Annotated in this window: 22 protein-coding genes and 1 riboswitch; of the genes, 21 read left to right on the top strand and 1 reads right to left on the bottom strand. The window is 36.1% G+C overall.

The annotated features are described in order from the left end of the window. The first annotated feature begins 100 nt into the window (after positions 1–100). The 8 genes from HOY35_RS08440 (at position 101) to HOY35_RS08405 (ending at position 7,318) form a co-directional block, all read left to right on the top strand. Positions 101–1,243 carry a class I SAM-dependent RNA methyltransferase gene (locus tag HOY35_RS08440; RefSeq protein WP_172212334.1) on the top strand — a complete coding sequence of 381 codons (1,143 nt, stop codon included), beginning with the start codon at positions 101–103 and terminating at the stop codon, positions 1,241–1,243. A gap of 89 nt (positions 1,244–1,332) precedes the next feature. After that, positions 1,333–2,766: a cell division site-positioning protein MapZ family protein gene (locus HOY35_RS08435; RefSeq protein WP_172212332.1), complete on the top strand. Its 1,434-nt coding sequence runs from the start codon at positions 1,333–1,335 to the stop codon at positions 2,764–2,766. A gap of 459 nt (positions 2,767–3,225) precedes the next feature. Then, positions 3,226–4,095 carry a S1 RNA-binding domain-containing protein gene (locus HOY35_RS08430; RefSeq protein WP_172212330.1) on the top strand — a complete coding sequence of 290 codons (870 nt, stop codon included), beginning with the start codon at positions 3,226–3,228 and terminating at the stop codon, positions 4,093–4,095. After that, positions 4,092–4,550 carry a Fur family transcriptional regulator gene (locus HOY35_RS08425; RefSeq protein WP_172212328.1) on the top strand — a complete coding sequence of 153 codons (459 nt, stop codon included), beginning with the start codon at positions 4,092–4,094 and terminating at the stop codon, positions 4,548–4,550. The genes HOY35_RS08430 and HOY35_RS08425 overlap by 4 nt, the downstream gene beginning before the upstream one ends. Continuing rightward, positions 4,534–5,295: a site-specific tyrosine recombinase XerD gene (xerD, locus tag HOY35_RS08420; RefSeq protein ID WP_172212326.1), complete on the top strand. Its 762-nt coding sequence runs from the start codon at positions 4,534–4,536 to the stop codon at positions 5,293–5,295. Before HOY35_RS08425 ends, xerD begins: the two co-directional genes overlap by 17 nt. After that, positions 5,288–5,998, top strand: a complete 711-nt coding sequence (locus HOY35_RS08415) for a segregation/condensation protein A (RefSeq protein WP_172212324.1) — start codon at positions 5,288–5,290, stop codon at positions 5,996–5,998. The genes xerD and HOY35_RS08415 overlap by 8 nt, the downstream gene beginning before the upstream one ends. Next, positions 5,995–6,537: an SMC-Scp complex subunit ScpB gene (gene scpB / locus HOY35_RS08410; RefSeq protein ID WP_172212322.1), complete on the top strand. Its 543-nt coding sequence runs from the start codon at positions 5,995–5,997 to the stop codon at positions 6,535–6,537. Before HOY35_RS08415 ends, scpB begins: the two co-directional genes overlap by 4 nt. A 61-nt stretch (positions 6,538–6,598) precedes the next feature. Continuing rightward, positions 6,599–7,318 carry a pseudouridine synthase gene (locus HOY35_RS08405; RefSeq protein ID WP_172212551.1) on the top strand — a complete coding sequence of 240 codons (720 nt, stop codon included), beginning with the start codon at positions 6,599–6,601 and terminating at the stop codon, positions 7,316–7,318. Between the two features lie 61 nt (positions 7,319–7,379). On the opposite strand, the gene HOY35_RS08400 is transcribed toward HOY35_RS08405, so the two are convergent. Next, on the bottom strand, positions 7,380–8,384 hold the full coding sequence (locus HOY35_RS08400) for an alpha/beta hydrolase (RefSeq protein WP_172212320.1): 1,005 nt from the start codon (positions 8,382–8,384) through the stop codon (positions 7,380–7,382). Between the two features lie 121 nt (positions 8,385–8,505). Between HOY35_RS08400 and HOY35_RS08395 the strand changes: the two genes are divergently transcribed. From HOY35_RS08395 to HOY35_RS08335, 13 genes are all read left to right on the top strand, one after another. Beyond that, positions 8,506–9,210 (top strand): response regulator transcription factor, encoded by a 705-nt coding sequence (locus HOY35_RS08395; protein WP_172212318.1) that lies wholly within the window; start codon positions 8,506–8,508, stop codon positions 9,208–9,210. Then, a complete protein-coding gene (locus tag HOY35_RS08390) occupies positions 9,197–10,546 on the top strand; it encodes a cell wall metabolism sensor histidine kinase WalK (RefSeq protein WP_172212316.1) in 1,350 nt (449 codons plus the stop codon). Before HOY35_RS08395 ends, HOY35_RS08390 begins: the two co-directional genes overlap by 14 nt. A gap of 132 nt (positions 10,547–10,678) precedes the next feature. Continuing rightward, a complete protein-coding gene (locus tag HOY35_RS08385) occupies positions 10,679–11,299 on the top strand; it encodes a PepSY domain-containing protein (protein WP_172212314.1) in 621 nt (206 codons plus the stop codon). Between the two features lie 93 nt (positions 11,300–11,392). After that, positions 11,393–12,022, top strand: coding sequence for a TetR/AcrR family transcriptional regulator (locus tag HOY35_RS08380; protein ID WP_172212312.1), 630 nt, complete (start codon positions 11,393–11,395; stop codon positions 12,020–12,022). 1,157 nt (positions 12,023–13,179) lie between these two features. After that, a complete protein-coding gene (locus tag HOY35_RS08375; protein ID WP_172212310.1) occupies positions 13,180–13,968 on the top strand; it encodes a helix-turn-helix domain-containing protein in 789 nt (262 codons plus the stop codon). Further along, complete coding sequence (locus HOY35_RS08370) at positions 13,965–15,194, top strand: MFS transporter (protein ID WP_172212308.1); 1,230 nt, start codon at positions 13,965–13,967, stop codon at positions 15,192–15,194. Before HOY35_RS08375 ends, HOY35_RS08370 begins: the two co-directional genes overlap by 4 nt. Before the next feature lie 99 nt (positions 15,195–15,293). Continuing rightward, positions 15,294–15,473, top strand: a riboswitch (M-box (ykoK) riboswitch). A 671-nt stretch (positions 15,474–16,144) separates the two neighbouring features. Next, on the top strand, positions 16,145–18,793 hold the full coding sequence (gene mgtA, locus HOY35_RS08365) for a magnesium-translocating P-type ATPase (RefSeq protein ID WP_172212306.1): 2,649 nt from the start codon (positions 16,145–16,147) through the stop codon (positions 18,791–18,793). 133 nt (positions 18,794–18,926) lie between these two features. Further along, on the top strand, positions 18,927–19,793 hold the full coding sequence (locus HOY35_RS08360; protein ID WP_172212549.1) for an AraC family transcriptional regulator: 867 nt from the start codon (positions 18,927–18,929) through the stop codon (positions 19,791–19,793). A 194-nt stretch (positions 19,794–19,987) separates the two neighbouring features. Continuing rightward, complete coding sequence (locus HOY35_RS08355; protein WP_172212304.1) at positions 19,988–21,061, top strand: Gfo/Idh/MocA family protein; 1,074 nt, start codon at positions 19,988–19,990, stop codon at positions 21,059–21,061. Positions 21,062–21,097: 36 nt separating this feature from the next. Continuing rightward, positions 21,098–21,835: a sugar phosphate isomerase/epimerase gene (locus tag HOY35_RS08350; RefSeq protein ID WP_172212302.1), complete on the top strand. Its 738-nt coding sequence runs from the start codon at positions 21,098–21,100 to the stop codon at positions 21,833–21,835. A 35-nt stretch (positions 21,836–21,870) separates the two neighbouring features. Then, positions 21,871–22,839, top strand: coding sequence for a sugar phosphate isomerase/epimerase (locus HOY35_RS08345; RefSeq protein WP_172212300.1), 969 nt, complete (start codon positions 21,871–21,873; stop codon positions 22,837–22,839). A 145-nt stretch (positions 22,840–22,984) separates the two neighbouring features. Next, on the top strand, positions 22,985–24,022 hold the full coding sequence (locus HOY35_RS08340; protein WP_172212298.1) for a Gfo/Idh/MocA family protein: 1,038 nt from the start codon (positions 22,985–22,987) through the stop codon (positions 24,020–24,022). Positions 24,023–24,204: 182 nt separating this feature from the next. Further along, positions 24,205–25,248, top strand: coding sequence for a LacI family DNA-binding transcriptional regulator (locus HOY35_RS08335; protein ID WP_172212296.1), 1,044 nt, complete (start codon positions 24,205–24,207; stop codon positions 25,246–25,248). The last annotated feature ends 147 nt before the right edge of the window (positions 25,249–25,395 follow it).

Below are 25,395 nucleotides of genomic sequence, written 5' to 3'. Positions count from 1 at the left end.
ATTATTAGTTGTTATTATTAATCTAATAAATATATTATAATGGAATTAAGTGAATGTAAAATTGTTGTGACAGTGTGAGAATAAGATTAACGGAGAAAAAATGAAGGATAAATTCAAATTAATTGCTACAGCAGCTGCGGGCATTGAAGCTTTAGTTGGCAAGGAACTCAGAAATTTAGGAATTGATTGTCAGGTTGAAAATGGTCGCGCTTATTTTTCGGGAGATCAAAGGACAATTGCTCAGACCAATCTTTGGTTACGTACAGCAGATCGCGTTAAGATTATTGTTGGAGAATTTCAGGCAAAAACCTTTGAAGAATTATTTCAAGGTATTTATGCATTGGATTGGGCGGACTATTTACCGATTGATGCTAATTTTCCGGTTGCAGGTAAATCGGTTAGGTCAACCCTTTATGCTGTATCTGATGTTCAGGCAATTACGAAAAAGGCGATTGCCAAAAAGCTGCAAGCCATTTATCATCGTCCTGAGAGCGTACCCTTACCAGAGACAGGTGCCTTATATCAATTAGAGGTTTCTATTTTAAAGGACAAGGTAACAATTACGCTTGATACAACGGGTGATAGCCTATTTAAACGTGGTTATCGAATTAGTAAGGGTGGCGCACCAATTAAAGAAAATATGGCGGCAGCGATTATTATGCTAACTAATTGGTTTCCAGATAAGCCCTTTTATGATCCAACCTGTGGTTCTGGCACGTTTTGCATTGAAGCAGCCTTAATTGGTATGAATATTGCGCCTGGCTTTAATCGTGATTTTGCTTGTGAAAGGTGGGATTGGTTTGAGCAGGAGGTATTTGAAAAAGTACGTGATGAAGCAGATGCTCAAGCTAATTATGATGTTGAATTAGATATTTTGGGTTGTGATGTTGATGGCCGGATGATTGAGGCGGCTAAAGCAAATGCAACTGAAGCAGGCTTGCCAGATGTAATTCAATTTAAACAAATGCGACTTCAGGATTTTAAAACAGAAAAAGAGTTTGGTGTACTGGTTTCTAATCCACCTTATGGTGATCGCTTGCTGACTGAGGCTGAGGTGACAAGGCTTTATCAGGATATGGGTGAAGTTTATCGACCGTTGACGACATGGAGCAAATATATTTTAACAAGTGACTTAGATTTTGAAAAAAAATATGGTGCACGGGCAACTAAAAAACGGAAATTGTATAATGGCGCATTACGTGTCGATCTTTATCAATATTGGGGGCAACGACCTAAACGATAGCTTCAAGATTGATAAATTTGTTTAGTCAACAATAATTATGTAAAATATGCTATAATATCAAGAAAGTCAATTTGATTATGGTGAGGATTATGAGCAGAAAAAAGAGAATTAACAAAAAAAATAAGCAAAAGCAACCTGAAAATAATGATAGTCAAGCTGATAAAAATCAGGCATTAGGCTTTGAAAAAGCGAAAACAATGACAATCGGTGAGCTAAACGAACAAAAAGATAATTATGAAAAAACGACCTCAACCGAGGAAGCTGAAAATTCTGACGATGGGACAAAAATTGATTCAAATATTTTGTCAGACTACATCAAAAATCATCAATCTACTCCAGAAAAAACGGCTAAAGCTAAGGCTCTAGAAACTCAATCACAAAGTAGACCGTATATTCCGGCGCTAGAGGAAAAATCTGTGGCCGATGATATCAGCGAAGAAAAAGTAAGTAATAAGAATAATAAGCTTTATAAATGGCTGAGTCTAGGCTTAATCCTAATCGCTTTGATTGCGGGAATTGTTTATGCTTGGAATTTTTCACACAGCAATGGCACAACTCAGACGACCAAGACAGCTTCATTAACTGAAAATGTTAAGAAATTTAATGCAAAAATCCAAGCCTTTTATATTGATCAGGAGAATGGACAGCTAAAAAATTCAGCATTTGCGAATTTAGATAGTATTAAATCGGAATTAAAGAGCTATACGGACTATCAGGATTATGCTAGCATAGAAAAAAAGGTTAATACGCTATCACAAGAAGTGCAAGCGATTGAACAGGTTAATCAGTATTTTAATCAGCCAGCAATTGTTGATGGTAAGCTGATTAACACGGTTACTGTAAAAGAAAACCAGAATTTACAAATGCCAGAGGTTGATAATGAAAAATTAAAAGCCTTATTAAATCATGCAGTTGCTTTAGGTAAGGCTCAGCAATCAGAGATAAGTGCGCTTTCTAATCAGCTTGATCAGCTTGATCAAACAGGAATCGATCAGGCCAGTCTAAGCGATCTGCAGACAGCACAGACACTTTACAGTCATACTTCAGCGCCAATTCAAGGTCAATATCAAGCAGCCTTTAATCAGATTACAGCTCAAATTCAAGCATTAACTGATGCGCAAAAGGCAGCAGAGGCAAGCGCTAATAATCAAGCATCAGGTGCATCGCCAAGCACTTCAGCTGCATCAAGCACTGGTAATGCTGCTAGCTCAGCTAATACAAATAGTGCGGTTTCTGAGAGTGAACGACAAAAATCACGTGTGCCATACGATCAATCGAAAATTAACGATGCGAATAATTCAGCATGGACGTGGGGCGATGGGATTAAAGAGAAGGTAATTGCGCTTTGTCAAAGTCGTGGCTACATCGGTAATGATTATATCTTGGAAAAGGTTAACATTATTAATGGTAATGGCTACTACAATTTATTTTCAGCTGACGGTCGCTATCTCGTTTCTATTAATTGTAAAACTGGCTATTTTGTTGGTAATGGTGCCGGACATAGTGATGACTTGGACTATTAGACATATTGAAGGTGGGACAAAAGACGTTTGACGACGTAGAAAAAGGTGCTAAATTGCCCCGTAAACATAAAAGCTAAGTGTGATTGCCTACCAAACTCGAACGGTAAACAATAAATTTAAGACAAATGAAACTTAACGCTTTAGCGTTCTAGTTGAATTGTTGAAAAAATTTTATTGTTTCGGGAGAGTTTCGGTAAATCACACGTGCTAGATAAACAAGGTGCTTTCTCTCTCTGATTAAAACTGTGAGAAATAGACGAGTCATTCGTTTATTCAGTCAGACGTTTTCTGTCTGACCGGATGACGTATCTATTTGAACAGTTTTGAGAGAGAAAGCCCGTAAATTACGAACAATATAAAGAGAGTTAGGATTTTTGTCCCAACCCCAATGATTAATGCTTGCGCTTGGCTAAGCTTTGCACTCAACTCCTTAAACAAGTAAATATTAGTAGAGGTATTATGGAAGAATTATTTGGTCAGATTGTTACTGCTTTGGTAATTGATGAAAACGATAAACAGGTCTTTGCTCAGAAATCAGGAATTACCTTTGGCTTGGATAAAAGTGAAGGCTCGTTTAAAATTGGTGAAACCGTAACTGGTTTTGCATATATTGATAAAGGACACAAGAATCGACTTACAACTGAGCTACCATTAATTTCGGAAACTGAATATGTATGGGGCACAGTGACTGGTGTCAGAAGAGATATTGGTGTTTTTGTAGATGTCGGTATTAAGGACAAGGATATTGTTGTTTCAATTGATGAATTGTCTGAATTAAGAGCGCTTTGGCCTAAAGCCGGAGATCGATTATATGTTAACCTAGAAGTAGATGACAAGCATCGCTTTTGGGGACATTTAGCGCCAGAAGCCGTCTTTCGTTCAATTGGTCATTTTGCCAAGGGTGATGTTAAAAATAAGCAAGTCAAAGCAACAGTGTATCGATTAAAATTAGTTGGTACCTTTGTCATTACTGAGGATAATTATTTAGGCTTTATTCATCCAAGCGAACGGTTTTCAGAGCCAAGGCTTGGACAGGTGATTGAAGGTCGGGTGATTGGTATTGGCAGCCATGGTTTGCTCAATCTTTCATTAAAGCCTTTAGCACATCAAATGATTGATAATGATGCTGAAATGATTTTGGCATTTTTAAAGCGTCAGCCAGAAGGGCAGATGACCTTGAATGATAAAAGTAGTCCTGAATTAATTAAAGCACAATTTGGAATTAGCAAAGCACAGTTTAAACGAGCGCTAGGTACATTGTTGAAGGATAAAAAAATTATTCAAAATGAGCTTGGCACAAAATTAATTGAACAAGGTGAATCAATATGACTGATTTAATGGAGATACAAGAAAAATTACAAAAGTCAGGTTATAAGCTTACGCCACAAAGAAGAAGTGTCGTTTCGGTAATATTAAATGGCAATGGTAAGGTACTTTCAGCTGAAGAGATTTTTGTTGAAGTAAAGCAAGGTAGTCCTGAAATTGGTTTGGCGACAGTTTACCGAACTTTAGAAATATTAGCCAATCTTTCTATTTTAGAGAAGGTTTTTATTGCTGATGATGGTATTGCGAGATACAGCATCAATACTGGAAGCCGTGGCATCCAAGTTGAGTTTATCTGCTTATCATGTGGTAAATGGATTGAGTTACCAAGTAACCTGTTAGATGATTTTGCAGAAAAAGTCATTGCATCCTATCCGTATGCCATTAAAAATATTCATACACATATTGAGGGATTATGTGAGGATTGCCAAAAGCAGGGTGAAAATGTTAATAATTATTAATCAATTTTTAGAGAGTAAATCATTGTCCAAAAATTCCTATGATAATTATCGTTATGATTTAATTCAGTTTGCTTCATCACTTCAAAATAGGCTTGATTTGATTAATCAACAAAATGTTGAGCTATTTCAGCTGAAGCTTCAGAAATTAAATTTAAGTAATCGGACAATTCACCGTAAAACATCGATTATTAATCAATTTTTATTTTATTTATATCAGCATCAAATGATTAAAGTGCTGATTCAAATTAAGGGTAGTCCTCTAAATATTGAAACGACTAAGCCGGCTGCCTTGATTGATTTTAAAGCCTTCTATCACTCAGATTTATCACTTTCTCAACTGCTCGTTGTCTTTATTTTAGAGACAGGCTTAAACATTCAAGATATTTTAAAAATCAAGAGTAGCGACGTTAATTTGGATTACGGCTTTTTACAGGTTGAGATAAAGGGACAAAACCGAGTGATTGAGCTCGTGCCATTTTTGATTGAAGCCTTGCGTAATTATCATTTTGGTCAGGTATTTTTATTTGAAAATCATGGGCATGCTTTTACGCGACAATGGGGCTATTTAACGATTAAAAAGACACTTTTTGAACAGGGCTTTCAGGATTTGTCGCCAGCAAAATTACGAGAGCAATATATACTAAGACAGGTTAAGCTTGGAAAAACGATTCATCAAATCAAAGAGCAGTTAGGCTTGGCAACAATGATTACTTTAGAGCCATATTTTAGAGGTAAGCATGATTAATATAAAAATTGAAGGCTTCGAGGGCCCATTAGATTTATTACTGCACTTAGTCTCAAAATTTGAAGTGGATATCTATGATGTGCCCTTACTAGAGGTGATTGAGCAATATCTAGATTACATTCATAGTATGCAAACCTTAGAATTAGAGGTTGCTGGTGAGTATTTAGTGATGGCGAGTCATCTTTTATTGATTAAAAGTCGAATGCTATTACCTGCTGTTGAAGTCGAAGCTTATGAAGAGGAGACGCCAGAGCGTGATTTACTGGATAAAATAGAAGAATATCGACGTTATAAAGAGGCGTCAGAGATTTTAGTTGAGAAGCATTTTGAGCGCGCTCAGTTTTTATCACGTCCTAAAGAAGAGCTGATGATTGAAGAGACGCTAGAATTAATTAATCCTTATGAAAAAATTGATTTATTTATTGCCTTTAATCAGCTTTTACTTAAACAGAAAACAACCTTGCGTGAAAAGACAACAATTGATGAAGAACTTTTTTCAGTTGAGGATAAGATTGCGAGCTTAAAAGCAAGCTTTAATCAGCATCAGAGGCTCTTATTTAGTCAATTATTCCAAGCTGATGTTACGATGTCTGAACTTGTCACAACGTTTCTTGCACTATTAGAGCTAGTTAAGGAAAGCTATTTGAGCTTTAGCCAAACTGAAAATTTTGAAGAAATTGAGATAGAAAGAGTGATTCTATGACAGCGATTGGGAAAATAGAGCTCTTATTATTCGTAGCTGGTGAAGAAGGCTTAACAATAAAGGAAATCGCTAAAATACTTGGGGTTGATTTATCTACAGTCAATGAGACGATTCAGTGCTTAAAAGAGAAATATCTTTCGGATCAGGATTCTGCCTTAACGATATTAGAGGTGGCTGGTCGTTTAATTCTATCGACAAAAAGTGAGTATTATGAAGTAATTAAGGTTTATGCGAAGACACCCGAAAATCAGAAGCTGTCTAAGGCATTGATGGAAACCTTATCGATTATTGCTTATAAACAGCCAATCACACGCGCTGAGATTGATGAAATCAGAAGTGTTCAGTCAACAGGTAGTATTAGCAAGCTTTTACTTTATGGCTTAATCAAGGATGCCGGCTATAAAAATGCACCGGGACGTCCTAAGCTATATCAAACAACCGATTTCTTCTTGAATTTTTTCGGTTTACAGGATTTAAATGAGTTACCGACGATTGCATCATTAGAGTTTGCAGAGGATGAAACCAATCTATTTAATTAGCAAATTGCTTGTAAGTATTGAAATAGCTTTGGTTATAAAAAAAGGATTAGTGAAAGAAAATATGGAAAGAATAAATAAACACATTGCCCATGCAGGAGTTGCATCGCGACGGAAGGCAGATGAGCTCATAAAAGCCGGTAAGGTAACGGTCAATGGTGAGGTAATGACTGATTTATCGTATCAGGTCTCAAAAAAAGACATTGTTGAAGTTGATAGTGTTCGACTTTATCAAGAAGAACCGGTCTACTTTGTATTTAACAAGCCCCGTGGGGTGATTAGTAGTGTTTCTGATGAAAAGGGACGTCAGACTGTCCTGGATTTTTTTCCAGCAGTTAAGGAACGGATTTATCCTGTTGGTCGTTTGGATTGGGATACGTCTGGTTTATTAATATTGACTAATGATGGTGAGTTTGCCAATTTATTAACCCATCCCAAGCATGAAATTGATAAGGTTTATGTTGCTAAGGTTAAAGGCATCGCAAATAGAGAAAATTTAAAACCCTTTGTTCATGGTATGAAAATAGATGGCTATAAAATTTCGCCAGCTCAATATCAGATTTTGAAGATTGATCCTGCTAAACAAACGAGCATTGTTGAATTAACAATTCATGAAGGTAAGAATCATCAGGTTAAAAAAATGTTTGAGCGTTGCAAATTGCCAGTTCAAAAATTATCTCGGATTCGAGTAGGCAATTTAGATTTATCTGGTGTCCCTTCGGGGCAATATCGACCACTTTCTAAAAAAGAGGTTAGCCAGCTTTGGACAATTGCGACTAAATAAGCTTTAAAGACGTTTTAGCTCTTTACAATTGTAAAAACTAAAACGTCTTTTTTTTGTTATGCTAATTTAATTGGCTATGAATAAATTCAATCGTCTGATTTAGGCAATTTAAAGCTTCTTTTGTGTCGTAGTTAAATTGATATTCATGATTGATTTCCTTTTTTTCTTGATTATAAAAGAGTGTGGTCACTGGTACATTTAGCTTTTCTAACTGATTTGCAAAGTCGATACCCTGTTCTTGAAAAGAGAAGTTATTACCATCCGTGATATATGTTGGTGGAAATGCTGCAGTTACTTTATCAACGAGTGATATTTCTTCGATTTTGGGGCTGTCCTGCCAATTTTTGGTCCCTGTTAATGACCAAGCAACTGTCCGAATAAATAGCTTCATCATGAATTGGTCTGTTTGCTTTTGAGTGACCTGTTTTAAATCGAGCGGTCCACAATAGGAAATAAAGCCTTTTAGATACTCACTTTTAATTTCGGGTTGAAAATTCATTGCCTTTGCATAGTCTGGATTAGTTTGAATTGCGACATACTGCCCAGCAATTTGTGCCCCCGCGGAATCTCCGCCCCAAAAGATGCGTTTTAAGTCTAGCATTGGGTACTTGTTAGTAGATTTTTCGATAAATTGATAGAGCTCATTCATCTGTTCAACCTGCCCAGGATACTTTAATTCTGGTGCAACTTGATAATTCATGGCGATAACAGCAACATTGGTTTCGCTGACTAAATAATTGGCAAATTCTTCAATTGAAGCCTTGTCTCCTCCGATATAACCGCCACCATGCGCCCAAAAAACCACTGGCACCTTTTCAGTTGTATTTTTAGGATAATAAATATCAAAAGTATTGCTTTGGTATTTTGAAGAATATTTTAGATTTTTGATTGCAGTTACCGATTGATTTGCTTTTTCAAATTTATTTTTATTTTGAATTTCAACTTCACCGTTAAAAACTGAGCTAAAAATATAAAGTCCTGGCTTGACAGATACTTGAAAGGCAATAACAATGATAAGAACAATTGCTAAAATAATACCGAATAGCCAAATAAAAAATTTTTTCATTATAAACTCCTTTAAAATGCTTTATCATATTATTATATAATAATAATTAGGAAAGTTAAGGAAAAGTTATTTTATAATTAATATAAAATATTTATTAATAATATTAGTTGAGGAGGACAAAGTGAGTATTACAATTCTTTTAGTTGAAGACGAATTAAGCTTATCTAATTTCATAGCAAAAGAGTTAGAATTTGAAAATTATCAGGTTATATTAGCAAAGGATGGTCAGGAAGCACTCCAATTATTTAAACAAAATCAAACAGCTATTACTATAATTTTATTAGATTGGATGCTGCCAGTATATGATGGTATTACGGTCGCTAGAAGGATTCGTCAATTGAGTGATGTCCCGATAATTATGATGACTGCTAAAAACCAGCTTTATGATAAGATTACAGGATTAGATTCGGGTGTAGATGATTACATTACTAAACCCTTTGAAATTGAAGAATTATTAGCAAGAATTCGTGTTGCTATCCGCCGTGAAGCACGTTTGACACAGAAAAGTGAAAGAGCGCCATTTTATCAATACCAAGATTTAAAATTAGATATTGCCAAGCACCTTGTTGAACGATTTGACAAAGAAATTGCCTTGACGCAAAAGGAGTTTCAACTTTTATTAGCATTGTTAAAAAGACCCGAGAAGGTTTTAACGCGTGATCAGTTGCTAAACGAAGTTTGGGGTTCTGACTATTTTGGTCAAACCAATAATGTTGATGTCTATATCCGAAGCCTTAGAAATAAAATGGATTATCAACCAGAGCATTATTTGATTCAAACAGTGCGAGGTGTTGGGTATACATTGAGGGCTGATGATGACAATTAAAAAAAAATCCAAAAAGCTTGAGTCAATATTGACAGTCCGATTTACAATTATTCTTAGCTCGATGATTATTTTATTGAGTACTTCAATTATTGCGGTGGTTATTTTTCAATTTTATCAATCAGCAAGGGCGCAGTCCAGTTACGTCAAGGAAATGCTTGAAACAACAGAAACTGCCGATCAGGCCCAGTGGGTAGAAACAATCACAACCTATGCCTCGGGTAATAATTCGCCATATTATATCCGTGTAGTCTTGGATTCTAATGAAGTGATTTATTCTCGAGCGGCAAAGTCGATTTATAATAATTTTTCAGATTATCAGCAATTCATTTTTAATCAAAATTTACTTTGGTTATCTGATCAAGGGCCGGCGTATTATCAAGCGTTTGAAAAAAATGGTGCTCAAATTAGTATTCTGATGGAGCTGAGCGATACCTATCAAGTCATCAGGCAAATTATTTGGATTAGCTTGCTTATGATTATTATTCTGATTGTCATGGGGATATTTGTTATTAGGAAATTTTCACGCCGACTAAGTGCACCTTTAGTAAAAATGAGTCAAGATATTATTCAAATTGGTCATCATGCTGCCTCTGATATGTATTTAGAAGAGCAGGTGGGCATTACTGAAATTGCCTCAGTTTCTAAGGCTTTTAATTATCAGCTAGGTTTACAAAGGAATGCTCTGAAAAGAGAACAGCAATTTGTTTCTGATGCCTCCCATGAATTGCGAACACCACTTGCAGCAATTCGTGGTCATGTTAATTTGATTAAAAGAAGAGGTGAAAAGCACCCTGAGGTCATACCAAAATCAATTCGCTTTATCGATTCAGAATCTAAGCGGATGTCAGAGCTAGTAGAACAGCTATTATCATTAGAAATTAAACTGCAAGAAATGGCAGAATGCGATTTAAATTTGATTCTATCAGAAGTGATTTCCGAAATGGCAGTCGTCTATTCACAGCCCTTAATATTTAAGCATCAGCAAACGATTTATCTAAATGGCGTTTCAGCCCATTTTTATCAAATTTTCCGAAATTTAATTGAAAATGCCTGCAAATATTCAAAAAGTAATAGCGAGGTCAAAATTCAACTTGTTAGTCAGGGAAACAATATCAGCTTTTCAGTAGAGGATCAAGGTATTGGAATACCTGATGCACTTAAAGCGAATATATTTGATCGATTTTACCGTGTGGATCCGGCTCGATCGAGCGCAGTTTCTGGCTCGGGTATTGGCTTGTCAATTGTCAAGAGATTAGTAGCTTATTATGGTGGTCAAATTGAAGTCAAGGATAGCTTTACAGGCGGTAGTATTTTTACGGTTCATCTACCAAAATAGTTTTAAATGAAAAAATTTTCATTTAATTTTTATCCTTTTTTGGTTATTAAAACAATTAAACTTGCTATGATTATTTTGTTGGAACGTTGATACGACGTCGCCTTAGTAAATTAATTTGAGAGGAAGATTTAGATGAAAAAAATTTGGTTTGGTACTTTAATTTTATTTGGTATTCTGTTAGTGGGGTGTACTTCAAATCAGAATACCTTGCCAAGTACGAGTAGCAACTTGAAAAGTGAAGCGTCAGTGGCTAATAGCTCTAGTAATGGGGAGTCCGACTCAACTTTAGCATCAACCTCATTGCCTGAAAAAGCAATTACTTTGGCTGAAGCATTGGCAATATTTGAAAAAGAATATCCTGATTTAACTATTACTTCAATTGATCTGGACACATCTTATGGTAGCTATCGGTATAAATTTAATGGTGTCAGCGATAATGAGGAATTTGAAGTGAAAATTGATGCGCAATCAGGTAAGATTACACAATCTGAACGAGAAAATTTGGATTCTGATGAAACGAACGGTATTGCTAAGGCAAAAGATGGTTTAGATTTAACTAATTTATTAAGCATTGGGGCTGTGAGTGAGATAGCTGTAAAAGCAGCCGGTGCAGGAGAAGCAGTTGAATGGTCTTTAGATAAGGATAACGGCGTTATGCTATGGGAGGTTAGCGTGAAAAACGGTCGTTCAGAAACGTCAGTAAAAATTAATAATCAGACGAGTGAGGTATTAGAAATAGAGTTAGATGATTAATCAGAGCGCTCATTAAATTTTAGTTTGACAGATAAATATTTTTAGTATAATCTAGCATATATACCGATGGTATGTATAAAAGAGGTGAATAAATTGGCACGTGGTACAAATCCAGAGCAAACTCGCCAGAAGATTCTTGATGTTGCGGGAGAGCTATTCTGGGAAAAGGGCTATGATAATACCTCAATACAAGATATTATTGATGGGCTTGGCGGGTTAACTAAAGGGGTAATCTATCATCATTTTAAATCCAAATTTGAAATTTTACAGACAGTGATTGAATCTTCTTATGAACCAACGAGTTTAGCTAATTGGCGTGGTCAAAATGGACTTGAAAAATTGCAGAATTCATTAATGGATGCCATTAACAATTTTCCACTACAGAAAATAGGGTATTCTGCCGGTATTACCTTGAGAAGCCCGCGTCTTTTAGGTGAACAGTATTTAGACATGTTTCAGTATGCCGTTCCTGAATTAAAAAAGGTTATTGAGGAAGGTATTACTGATGGATCAATTGAAACGGAGTATCCAGAGGAGGTTGCTGATTTAATTGTTTTAACTTTCAATACATGGCTTGGTTTCCAGATTTCTGTTTTGACAGAGCAGCAATTACGTCGTAAAATTTGTTTTATAAAACAAACCTTTGACGGTATAGGTGTGCCATTGATTACTGATGAGCTTCTTGAGGTTTCATTTAAGCTCTTTACTTATTTAAAAAAATAGCAGGGTCTGCTATTTTTTTTAAGGTAATACATACTATCGGTATGTATTGGGACTGGGACAAAAGTCCTAACTCCCTTTATATTTTTCGTAATTTACGGGCTTTCTCTCTCAAAACTGTTCAAATAGATACGTCATCCGGTCAGACAGAAAACGTCTGACTGAATAAACGAATGACTCGTCTATTTTTCACAGTTTTAATCAGAGAGAGAAAGCACCTTGTTTATCTAGCACGTGTGATTTACCGAAACTCTCCCGAAACAATAAATTTTTTTCAACAATTCAACGAGAACGCTAAAGCGTTAAGTTTCATTTGTCTTAAATTTATTGTTTATCGTTCGAGTTTGGTAGGTAATCACACTTAGCTTTTATGTTTACGGGGGACAATGCGACAACGACTAGTCAACGCCTAAGCGGAAAATCCGCTAAGGCACGTTGCCACTAGCTTTTCCGTAAGTCGCTGAAGCGACAACTTCAATGCCATAGGAAAATAGACAAATTTTTGAACATTATCTAAAAAGCGTAAACGGCTCGTTCTGAAAGTTGAGCATAAGACTGAAAAATAGTAAAAGGCGCTCTTTGCCTATCTATTTTTTCAGCTTATGCCGATACTTTCAAGCCGTTGAAGCTAGATTATGCCATCAATTTGTCATGATGGCACGCACGTCAGTGCGTAGGGCTACTGATAATATTTTAAGATAGTAGCCCATCCAGCATGATACACTTGAGCGCTAGCTCACAGTGTCACTTCACGGGCTAAATTGCCTAAAAAATCTCAAACAAGTACATTTCCCGCTCGGGCGAAGTACACCCGAGTAAATAAACGCGAAATTAGCTTGTTTTGACGGGCTTTCTCTCTCAAACCTGTTCAAATAGATACGTCATCCGGTCAGACAGAAAACGTCTGACTAAATAAACGAATGACTCGTCTATTTTTCACAGTTTTAATCAGAGAGAGAAAGCACCTTGTTTTACGATTTTTTTACGAGGCAATTTAGCACCTTTTTCTACGTCGTTAAACGTTTTTTGCCCTACCTCCTTGTGAGTGTTACCTAATTAATCATATGCTTAAATTCTTTGCGCAGGAAAACTTAATTGCAAAATAACTATGCTTGAGAGCTAAGACTTAGAATTTTATATTGGACGAGAAGGAGGACGAAATGATTTTAGGAGAACAAATTAAATTAAAGCGTGCAGAATTTAATTATACCCAACAGGAATTAGCTGAAAAATTATATGTATCTAGACAAACAATTTCCAATTGGGAGCTGGCTAGAAGCTATCCAGACATTGAAAATTTGATTTTGTTAAGTGAGTTATTTTCAGTTTCGATTGATTCATTATTAAAGGAGGATGTTAAAGTGGTTGAAAGCTTAAAGAAAAAAGAAAGTTATCATATATTATATGGTATAGCCTTATTTGTGATTGGTATTGCTGTTGTCATATGCTTAGGAATTGATTTTATTATGAATCATGCGTTGAGCTGGTCTTTGATTGTCGCAGTAGCTGCCTTTATGGCAATTAGTATTCTGATTATTGCCAAGAACACTCATAGATTTAAAATCATAAAATGTAGTCTTGCACTTAGCGGTTTATTATTTTTGTTATTTGCTGCGATTTCGTTTGCTCAGTCAATGAGCTTCATTAATTTATGCTTAATTGGTACTTTTTGGTTAATTTATTATTGGGTTATTTTGTTAATATTCACCTTTACAAAATTACCTTTTTGGTACTGGTTAGCTGTGGTTAGCGGACTTAGTATTTTAGTTGAAGGACTAACCGTGATTACTTTGCAGCACTCGATTATAGCGTTTGAATTTATAGTGAGTAATTTGATTGAGGTGATTGTTATTTTTATTTTTATTTTTTGCGGTATAAGGTCAGTCGATAATGGTCGAATAGACAAGTGGTTTAGCAAAATTAAACTGAGAAATGAGGGTTTAAATTGATTAAAAGTAAGGATTTCTACTTACTAATTGGCAGCCAATTATTTTCGGTAATAGGGACGACCGTGATTCAATTTGCAGTTGCGCTCTATATTTTAGACTTAACTCATTCGGGCGTTACGTTTAGTATCATTATGGCGCTTTCAGTTATTGGCCGTTTGATTAGCCTACCCTTTTGTGGTATCTTGGCAGACCGTCTACCGAAGCGTTCATTGATGCTAGCGATGGATTCTTCATATATGCTCCTATCCCTAGGTCTGTTATTTGGCAGTTTTTCAAGCTTGCCAGTAGTTTTGACAGGTATCTTGACTGTAATTATAGGGATCGTGTCGGCGTTTGAAACGCCCGTGGTGCAGTCTACGATTCCTTTGATATGTAATCAAGATGCTTTGCCAAGAGCAAATGGCATTATTAGTTCAGTTGGCATGCTTGGTAATATTATTGGGCCTGTCTTTGCAGGGCTTGTTTATCGTTTTGATAGCATTTATTGGGTGTTTATAATTTGTAGCTGCTTATTTTTAATAGCGATTTGCTGTGAGATATTTATTAATATTCCAATAATTAATAAAAAAAAGCTTAGTAATAAATTATGGCAGGTAGTAACAGCGGATTTTAGAGAATTATTTGCCTATTTGAAGCATCATATCATGATTGTTAAAATTTGTTTAGTTGCATTTTTAATTAATTTTTTGTTGGCAGCTTTTATCCAAGTTGTCATACCATTTATTAGTCGGATTCAATTTGAAATAAGTGATACTCAATATGGTTTGATGAATACTTGCTTTGCTTTAGGTAGTTTATTTGGCACGATATTTTATGGTTTATTTTCAAAAAGATTAAGTGAAAAAAATATTGGTGAAATTTTAGTAATAACCAGCTTAATATTTAGCTTATTGGTGATTCCTTTTGGAATGATTCAAAATCAGCAACTGGCATTTTGGGTGATGACTGCTATTATTGCAATTATGATGAGTTTGGTGACGCTTATCTCGGTACAGCTGATTGTGTATGTTCAATTAATTTCAGACCAACTACTTTTAGGTAGAATTATGTCCTTTGTAATGATTGTTGCAACGCTTGCAATGCCTTTAGGACAGGTATTATTTGGCTTTTTAATAGATTATCTTCCGCAAAATATGCTTATCGTTTTAGTGATTTTAGTAGCGTTGATTACGCTATCAATTTCTGTATTTTCTATGAAAATTTTTAAAAATATTCGTAAGTCATGATAATCAACAATTTATTTTATTTATTATTAAATTGAAGGATTGATAATTGATGACTTGACTTCTAAATAAAATGTTGCTATTATCAATTACGGAAAATTAAATAGGATTTGTTAGGTGAGGCTCCTATACAAACACAGGCTACTGCCCAAAAATATCGAGAGATGCCAATGGGTAGAACAGGGATTGTCGAAAACAAGGCTTTCCATAAGGTAGCTAAATGATTAATTGCTTAATCATTTTACGTTGTATAGTGTCAAAACTCAACGATTAGATCGGAAACTTGCTTTTTTACTTTGCATTTTAACGCCTTTCGTTGAGCTAACGGAGGGTGTTTTTTGCCATTGCCACTAACCATCTCAAATTGCTTAGCAATTTGAGATGGTTAGTGGCAAAGGTATGCATTTGAACTTGTTTTTACAAGCAACCAAAGGGCGCTTTAAAAACCTAGTTCAAAGGCTCAAAGAACACTTACTCTCCGACATTTTTTGTGATTTTCAAAAAATGGAGGCAGTTGTTTCAAAAGCTGAAAGGCAAGCCTTTCGACTTCGCTTAGTGTTTTAGCTTGGACTAACAAATTGGTAGAATAGCAAAAGTTGCTATTAATATTAGAAAAGAGGTGAGGTAAATGGACGACAGTCATCCGAAACAGGAAAGAGAGATTGAAATAGTGAAAAGAATTGGCTATTGCCTGTTTATCTCGCGCATTAATAGGTTATAGTTTCTAATTTCATATTATTTTTATCTCTTATCCTGCAAATAATTAGATAGATTGACCAGCAATCACAAAAAGGGTTGTCCTTCAATCAATTGTTTATTCAATGGCTCAAGCAGCATCAATTCCTTTGTAATAATTCTGATAACAAGGTGTTAATTTATTATAGTTTAAAATTGATGCTTCCTTGTAGTCTTTGTTAGCTCTAGCTCATTCAGGTTTAAAAGGAGATAGAAAAATGAAAAATATGAAAAATAAAAAAGTAGATTATACAAGCTTTGCAAAATTATCAATTCAAGCAATTATAGAAAAATTTAATGGTGATCTGAATGGTGTCAGGACAAAAAATGTCGAAAGCGCTAGGGAAAGCTTTGGTGAAAATGTTATTTCACATGGTAAAAAAACACCGTTTATTGTTGAGGTTTTAAAAGCATATATTACACCGTTTACCTTAGTTTTAATTGCGCTTGGTCTTATTTCCTTTATCACTGATTATGTGATTGCCAAGCCAGCAGATCGTGATTTATTTGGAGTTATTATTATTTTTACAATGGTTATTGTTAGTGGCACAATGACCTTAATTCAATCGGTGCGGTCGAATCAAGCAGCTGATAAATTAAAATCTTTAGTTAAGGTGACTGCCAATGTGAAACGAGATGGTCTTTATAATGAAATTCCGATGACAGAAATTGTTTGTGGCGATATTGTTCAATTGTCAGCGGGTGATATGATTCCAGCTGATTTACGCGTTATCAGCGCGAAAGATTTATTTATTTCGCAAGCAGCATTGACTGGCGAAAGCTATCCAGTTGAAAAAAGGAGTATGCTTTCCTCTGAAGCTGAGACCAATGCAACAAACTATGAAAATTTAGTTTTTATGGGCAGTAATGTTATTAGTGGTAGTGCTGAAGCAGTTGTTATCGCTGTTGGTAACGAAACACTTTTCGGCGATGTGGCTAACGATTTATCAGAAGCACCAGCTCAAACCAGCTTTGAATTAGGTATACATAAGACATCAATTCTATTAATAAAATTCATGGCTATTATGACACCGACAGTGATTGTAATTAATGGTTTTGCCAAGGGTGATTGGATGGAGGCTTTCCTTTTCGGCTTATCAGTTGCAGTTGGTTTGACCCCAGAAATGCTACCTATGATTGTGACGACAAATTTAGTTAAGGGTGCTACTAAAATGTCTAAAGAGGGCACAATCATTAAAAATTTGAATGCCATTCAAAATTTTGGAGCGATTGATGTTCTATGCACAGATAAAACAGGTACTCTGACACAGGATAAAATCATTTTAGAATATCACTTAGATTGCAATGGTAATGAAGATAACCGCGTTTTAAAGCATGGTTTTTTAAATAGTCATTATCAAACCGGTTTAAAAAATTTATTAGATGTTGCAATTATTGAAGCCGCTAATCGTGAGCTTGCTGAGGTGCCAGATAACTATCAAAAAATCGATGAAATTCCATTTGATTTTGAAAGAAGACGAATGAGTGTTGTCGTTCAAGATGGTGATGGTAAAACGCAAATGATTACGAAGGGTGCAATTGAAGAAATGCTTGCAATTTCTAGTTATGTTGATTATCAAGGTGTGGTAATCGAGCTTGATAACACGGAGAGAGCAAAGGTTTTGGCGAAGGTTGAAGAATTAAATGAAGATGGTTTGAGAGTAATTGGTGTCGCACAAAAAACGAATCCGAGTGTCGTAGGAGAGTTTTCGGTTAAGGATGAGTCGGAGATGGTTTTAATTGGCTATCTAGCCTTTCTTGATCCTCCAAAGGAAACAACCAAGCAAGCATTAAATGCTTTAAAGGCAAGTGGAGTAGACGTTAAGGTTCTAACAGGTGATAATGAGCTAGTGACACGTTCAGTATGTAAGCAGGTTGGCTTGGAGAATGAGGCCTTGATTTCTGGTGAAATGATTGAGCGCGCCTCTGAGTCGGCATTTCAAGAGCTGATTGAAAATAATCATATTTTTGTAAAATTGAGTCCAAAGCAAAAGGCTCAAATTGTTAAAGGCTTAAAGGCGAATGGTCACTCTGTTGGCTTTATGGGAGATGGTATTAATGATGCCCCAGCAATGAAGGATGCAGACGTTGGGATTTCTGTAGATACAGCAGTTGATATTGCCAAGGAATCTGCAGATGTCATTTTATTAAAAAAGGATTTAATGGTTCTTGAAAAAGGGATTATTTCTGGTCGGGAAACTTTTGGTAATATTATGAAGTATATCAAGTCGACTGCAAGCTCCAATTTTGGCAATATGTTCTCTGTTTTAATTGCAAGTACATTTTTACCATTTTTACCAATGCTGCCTCTACAAATTTTATTCTTAAATTTAATTTATGATATTTCTTGTGTCTCTATTCCTTGGGATAAGATGGATAAGAACTATCTTGAAAAGCCTAAAAAGTGGGATGCCTCTAGCTTAGGTAAATTCATGATTTGGTTTGGTCCAACAAGCTCTATTTTTGATATTACAACCTATTTATTGATGTATTTTGTTATTTGTCCAGCAGTTGTTGGAGGCCCCTTTCATTCCTTAAATGCAGGTGCGCAAGTATTGTTTATCGCCTTATTCCATGCTGGTTGGTTTGTTGAGTCTCTTTGGTCTCAAACGATTGTGCTTCATGCGCTTAGAACAGAAAAGCTACCATTTATTCAAAGTAATGCTTCATTTGTGATGACGACGATTACCTTAGTTGGTATTATTTTTGGTACGATTTTACCCTTTACTGATTTCGGATATGAACTTGGCTTAATTGGCTTACCAACAGATTATTGGTTATGGCTAGCTCTAACTATTTTAGCTTATCTTTTACTTGTGACACTGGTTAAGCATTTTTATGTCAAACGGTATCAAGAATTATTATAACTTTTTAATCGAAGTCATGGTATGATAAAATAGTCTAAGCAAAGTAACCTAGCTATTGCTTTAAGCTTATTTAATTTTTAGAAAGGGATGTCTGTTGCTAAGTGAAATCTTGGTGACACAAGTTGGTATTTTGATGAGTAGTTATCTTGAATTACCAGAATTTGAAGGCCCATTGAAATTTCGTGCCTTTTTAAATGATGGCTTAACGATTGTCAATCCACATTTTCACAAGGAAATTGAAATTATTTATGCGAAGCGAGGGATGGTCCGTATTGGTCTAGGAGATGAGCTGGTCGAGCTGGCAGAGGGAGAAATTATTTACTTTGCGAGTGGTGTGATTCACTATTTTCTAGCCTCACCAGAAAGCGAACGCTATGTTTATCAATTTGATTTATCTATCTTTGATGAGGCAGACTTAGGTGATTCTAAAAAGGGCTTGATGAGTCTATTTGATCAGGGAGAGCCCTATAGTCGAAATTGGTCAGATAAATTATATCGGGAAGTCAAGGCTATTCTAGAAGCGCTTTATCAAACTGTTTATAGTAGCTTGCCGGGGACAAATTATTTAATTCTATCAAGCCTTTATCGCTTGATTGGTCAGTTTTATCAAGAGCTACCAATGACCAATTCTAGAAAAAAGCATGCTGATTATCCGATTACGCATTATCAGGAAACGCTCAAGCAAATTAATCAAATCTTTGATTATATTGAAATGCATTATCAGGATATCATTACGCTTGATGATGTGGCAAAGGCCGTAGGGTTCAGTCCATATTACTTTACCCGATTATTTAAAAAAAATACTGGTAAAACATTTACCCAGTTTTTGACCGAGTATCGAATTAATCGAGCAAAATTTATCCTAGGCAATGAAAAAATTCCAATGGTAGAGGTTGCTGAAAAATCAGGATTCGCCAGTGTGAAAACCTTTCATCATGTCTTTAAAGATGCAGTCGGTATCCCCCCTTTACAATATCAAAAAAAATTGAATTTAAAATAAAAAAATCTATTGATGTGCCGAGTGCCTTCAATAGATTTTTTTGCTTATCATTAAATATTAAATTCTAGAAATTTTTAATAAATTTTATCAGGTCAATTTTCGGGAATTTTTAGAAATGAAATAGGGAAGAAAGCGATATCAAAAATGCTTATAATAAAGTCATAATAAAAATAAAGCGTTTTCAGGAGGCGTAAATGACATTTAAAGTTGCTGTAATTGGTTGTGGTGGTATTGCGAATGGCAAACATTTGCCTGCATTAGCTCAGGTTGAAGAGGTTGAATTAGTTGGTTTTTGTGATTTGATAATCGAACGTGCTGAAAAAGCGAAAGCTGATTTTGGTACAAGCGATGCACAGGTCTTTTCAGATTACAAGGAAATGTTAGCAAGTGTTGATTTGGATGTTGTCCATGTCTGCACACCAAATGCTTCTCATGCGGAGCTAACAATTGCTGCTCTAGAAGCAGATAATCATGTCATGTGTGAAAAGCCGATGGCGAAAACATCAGAGGAAGCAAAAGCAATGATTGCTGCGGCGAAGAAAACAGGAAAGAAATTAACGATTGGCTATCAAAATCGTTTCCGTACGGATTCTAATTATTTACATCAGGTTTGCGAGGCAGGTGATCTAGGAGAGATTTATTTTGCGAAGGCGCATGCGATTCGTCGCCGTGCGGTCCCAACATGGGGTGTTTTCCTTGATGAAGAGGCGCAGGGTGGTGGGCCACTAATTGATATTGGTACGCACGCTTTGGATTTAACACTTTGGATGATGGATAACTACAAACCAAAATATGTGGTTGGAAATACCTACCATAAACTATCTCAAACGAAAAATGCAGCGAATGCATGGGGACCTTGGGAGCCATCGAAGTTTACTGTTGAAGATTCAGCCTTTGGCTTTGTTGTGATGGAAAATGGGGCAACAATTTTCTTGGAATCTAGCTGGGCATTAAATAGCCTAGATGTCAAAGAGGCTAAAACAAGCCTCTGCGGTACTAAGGCAGGCGCTGATATGAATAATGGTCTTTCTATTAATGGTGAAGATCATAGCTTGCTTTACGATAAACAGATCGAATTAGAAACAGGTGGTGTTGATTTTTATGATGGTGCTGCTGATGATCCTGCATTATTAGAGGCTAAATCATGGTATCGAGCAATTGCAGATGATACAGAGCCTGTAGTCAAGCCAGAGCAGGCATTGGTAGTGACACAAATTTTGGAAGGTATTTATCAATCAGCTAAAACAGGTGAACCAGTATTTTTATAAAATAAATCAAATATTTGTTGATTATAGGAGAATGAAATGAAACCAAGAATAGCGCTCCAGCTGTGGAGTGTTCGTGAGGCCTGTGAGGCTGATTTTATTGAGACATTAGTCAATATTAAAGTGCAGGGCTATGATGGTGTTGAATTTGCAGGTTATTATGGGTATTCAGCTGAAAAAATTAAACGTACCTTAGAACAGCTAGATTTAGCAGTAGCAGCATCACACATTCCTTATGAAAAATTACTTGAAAAGCCGACTGAGATTTTCTTATTTGAAAAAACAATAGGTAACCAACGTATTGTAGTGCCATATGCTTCGTTTAAAACGCAGGCCGAATGGCTAGATTTCATGAGAAAAATTAATACGCTTGCAGTTGAAGCTGCTAAATATGACTTGGAGATATATTACCATAATCATGCCCACGAATTTGTTGAAATACCTGACATTGATGTGTTAGATTTATGGACTGAAGTTGCCCCAGAGGTCAAATTAGAGGTTGATTTGTACTGGTTGGCCTTTGCGGGTAAGGAGGTACTGTCTTGGCTTAAAATACATCAGGCAGCAATTGGTCTATTGCATATCAAGGATATGCAGGCTGATCCTAAGGAAAGTACAGAGCTTGGTAATGGGATTTTGCCAATCAAGGATTATGTCACTTGGGCACAAGAAATGGCTTTACCATGGCTAATTGTTGAGCAAGAAGCCTTTCAAGCATATCAGCCGATAGAGGCTTCTGCTAAGAATTATCAAGCAGTAGTGAAAATCATGGATTAGATTAATCCAGTGAAAGATTAATAAAGGAGAATCGAATGAAATTAGGCGTATTTACACCATTATTTAATAACTTAAGTTTTGAAGAGATGATTGATGCGGTTTCAAAAAAGGGGCTGCAAGCGGTAGAAATTGGAACTGGGGGTTCACCGGGTAACGCGCATTTAGATATTGATAAATTATTGGCAAGCAGTGATGAAAGAAGAGAGTATCTTGCCAAATTAGATGATAAGGGCTTAGAAATATCAGCATTAAGCTGCCATCATAATCCGATTTCACCAATACCTGCGGTTGAAAAGGAAGCAGACGAATTATTGCGTAAAACAATTAAATTGGCAAGTCTAATGAATGTACCAGTTGTTAATGGCTTTTCAGGTGTTTCAGGTGGTAATCCAACTGATACCCAAGTCAACTGGCCAGTATTGCCGTGGCCGACTGAGTATGAGGATAACTATAAATATCAATGGGAGAAAAAGCTAATTCCTTATTGGAAGGGTATTAATCAGGAAGCAGAAGCGGCAGGAATTAAAATTGGTATCGAATTGCATGGTGGATTCTTAGCGCATACCCCATATACAATGTTGAAGCTGAGAGAAGCAACGGGTAAAGCAATTGGTTGTAATCTAGATCCGAGTCATTTATGGTGGCAAGGGATTGATCCGGTAGCGGCTGTTAAAATTTTAGGTGATGCAGGGGCAATTCATCATTTCCATGCCAAAGATACGTACTTAGATCAGGATAATATTAATATGCATGGTTTGACAGATATGCAGCCATATGGCGATGTTAAGACACGCTCATGGACATTCCGTTCAGTTGGCTGTGGTCATAGCTTACAGGTATGGTCGGACATTATTTCGGCGCTAAGAATTCATGGCTATGATTATGTTTTGAGTATTGAGCATGAGGATCCGATTATGAGTACTGATGAAGGTCTAAACAGAGCAATCACTAATTTACGCAGTATTATGATTGAAGAACAGCCTGCATCGATGTGGTGGGTTTAGTAAAAATACCAAGCGGAATCGGAAAGTTTACTTTCCAGTGGAGCGTGTTTTTTGCGACATGATTTGAGGTTTGCGAAGCATTCGTTAGGCGCAGCCAGAACTCGAAACGTGTCGCAATTTACAGTTAACAAGTAGGAGAAATAATATGGAAGCAATTAACTTTGTTATTGTAGGCTATGGTGGCATGGGTTCTTATCATGCAAACGGCATTATGCCAACTGAAGGTGAGCGAATTAACTTAGTTGGGATTTATGATGTTTCTGAAAAGAGGCAGACTGTAGCTGTTGAGGCTGGTTTAAAAAGCTACGATAGCTTAGCAGCAGTGTTGGCGGATCAGACGATTGAAGCCATTTTAATTGCCACACCGAATGATTATCATAAAGCAATCGCAATTCAAGCACTAGAAGCGGGTAAGCAAGTAGTTTGTGAAAAACCTGTTGCAATGAATACTGCTGAACTAGATGAGATTCTAGCTGTTGCCAAATCAACTGGAAATGTTTTCATGGTGCATCAAAATCGACGCTGGGATCCTGATTTTCTGGTTATTCGAGATATTTATCAAAAGCAAAAGATTGGCGATGTTTTCCAGATTGAATCACGTGTTCAAGGTGCGAACGGTATTCCAGGTGATTGGCGACATCTAAAGGCACATGGCGGTGGTATGCTACTAGATTGGGGCGTTCATTTATTAGATCAGTTATTGTGGCTTGTAAATAGTCCAATCAAAAAGGTATCCGTTGATTTTAGCTATATTTTAGGTGATGAAGTGGATGATGGCTTTATCAGCTATTTTACTTTTGAAAATGGGATTCGAGCGATTGTCGAGGTTGGTACAACTAATTATACAAAATTGCCAAGATGGTATGTGAAAGGGACTACAGGCACTGCGAAGATTGATGATTGGGATTTATCTGGCGAAGTTGTGATAGCGACTGGTCGAACGGATGTCCTTTCACCTAAACCGATTCAAGCTGGTGTTGGCTTGACGAAAACGATGGCACCGCCTTCTGAGGATGCAACGGAAAAGCTAGCAATTAAGCCCGTAGAAGCCAATTTTGTACCGTTTTATCAAAATTTTTATGAGGTTGTTCGAAAGGGTGCCACACCGATTATAAAAAATGATGAGGTGAGAGCTGTGCTTGCTTTGATTGACCAATTATTTCAAGAGGCAGGTATTCACTAACTAATTTTAATAAAAAAATAGTCCTAGTTGATTAGCTGGGATTATTTTTTTATAAACATTTATAGCGACATTTCTAAATTTGAATAATTAAAGTATAATTAGTGTATAGAATTTTTAAATAAGTATAATTATTATACGCAAAATCCGATTAATAAACTAATGCATGGAAGGCGGTTCTAATCATGATTACAATTAAGGATTTAGCTAAAATTGCTGGCGTTAGTCCAACGACGGTTTCTAATGTATTAAATGGTCGATTTCAAAAGGTGTCCGATGAGACATTAACAAGGGTTCAAGCCGTAATTGAAGAAACCAACTATGTTTCCAATATGGGTGGCCGCTTACTTGCCAATCATGGTTCGAGAATTATTGGTGTGATTATTAATTATAATCGTAGTCGATTAGAATTAAGTATCGCTCAAACACCTTTTCACAGTGAATTAATTGGTTTTCTTGAGGAAAGTATTCGTAATAATAATTATTACATGATGCTCCATACATCGATGAATTATGAAGAAAGTGTTCGTATGGCTTGTGCATGGAATGTAGAGGGGCTAATTGTCTTAGGTGGCAATGCTAACGAAATAGAAGCGTTTCTACAGGCAACTGATATTCCAGTTGTTTTTATTGACAGCTATGCCAATCCTAAATTGCCAAATTATTATAATGTTGGCTTAGCAGATTTTGAAGGTGCTAGATTAATGACAAGCTATTTAATCGATGCAGGCTTTAAAAGAATTGGCTTTTTGGCAGATATGGTGGTTCCAGATGGGGTTGATGCTGAGCGCTTGAAGGGCTTTAAACGGGCCTATCAAGAGCATAAGCTGACTTGTCAACCGAACTATTTTATTCCAATTGATTATCGAAAAACAATTCGTCATCAAATGCTTGAGCAATTTATCAATAATGATTTAAGCAAATACGACGCCTTATTTTTTGCATCAGATTACTATGCGGTTGATACAATGAATTTGTTTTTAGATGCAGGCATTAAAGTGCCAGAGCAGATTTCAATTACAGGCTTTGATAATAATATCTTATCAGAGCAATCCCGTCCACGATTAACAACGGTGTCTCAAAATATTTTAGAAAAAGGACAAACTGCTGTTGAAATGCTACTTAAAATTATTAGAGCCGAAAAAATAGCTAAGAGTAATATTGCGTTACCTGTAAAGCTGATTGAACGGCAGTCGGTAGCTACGGCAGAGCGTAAGTCAGACAATTGATATTAAATAGCTTTATTGGTTACTGACTGCTTTTTCTAATTTTATTGCGTTCAGTACAATGCAATCATATGGTAGCGCTTTAATTATCATATGATTTTTTCATTATTGCATCCAATTTGTATATTTTAATATTTTTCGCTATAATTA

Source organism: Enterococcus sp. MMGLQ5-1 (genome assembly GCF_013155265.1).
In the GTDB taxonomy this organism is placed as follows: Bacteria; Bacillota; Bacilli; order Lactobacillales; family Streptococcaceae; genus MMGLQ5-1.
Note: the sequence above shows the minus strand (reverse complement) of the source record. Positions and strands in the feature narration are given on the sequence as shown.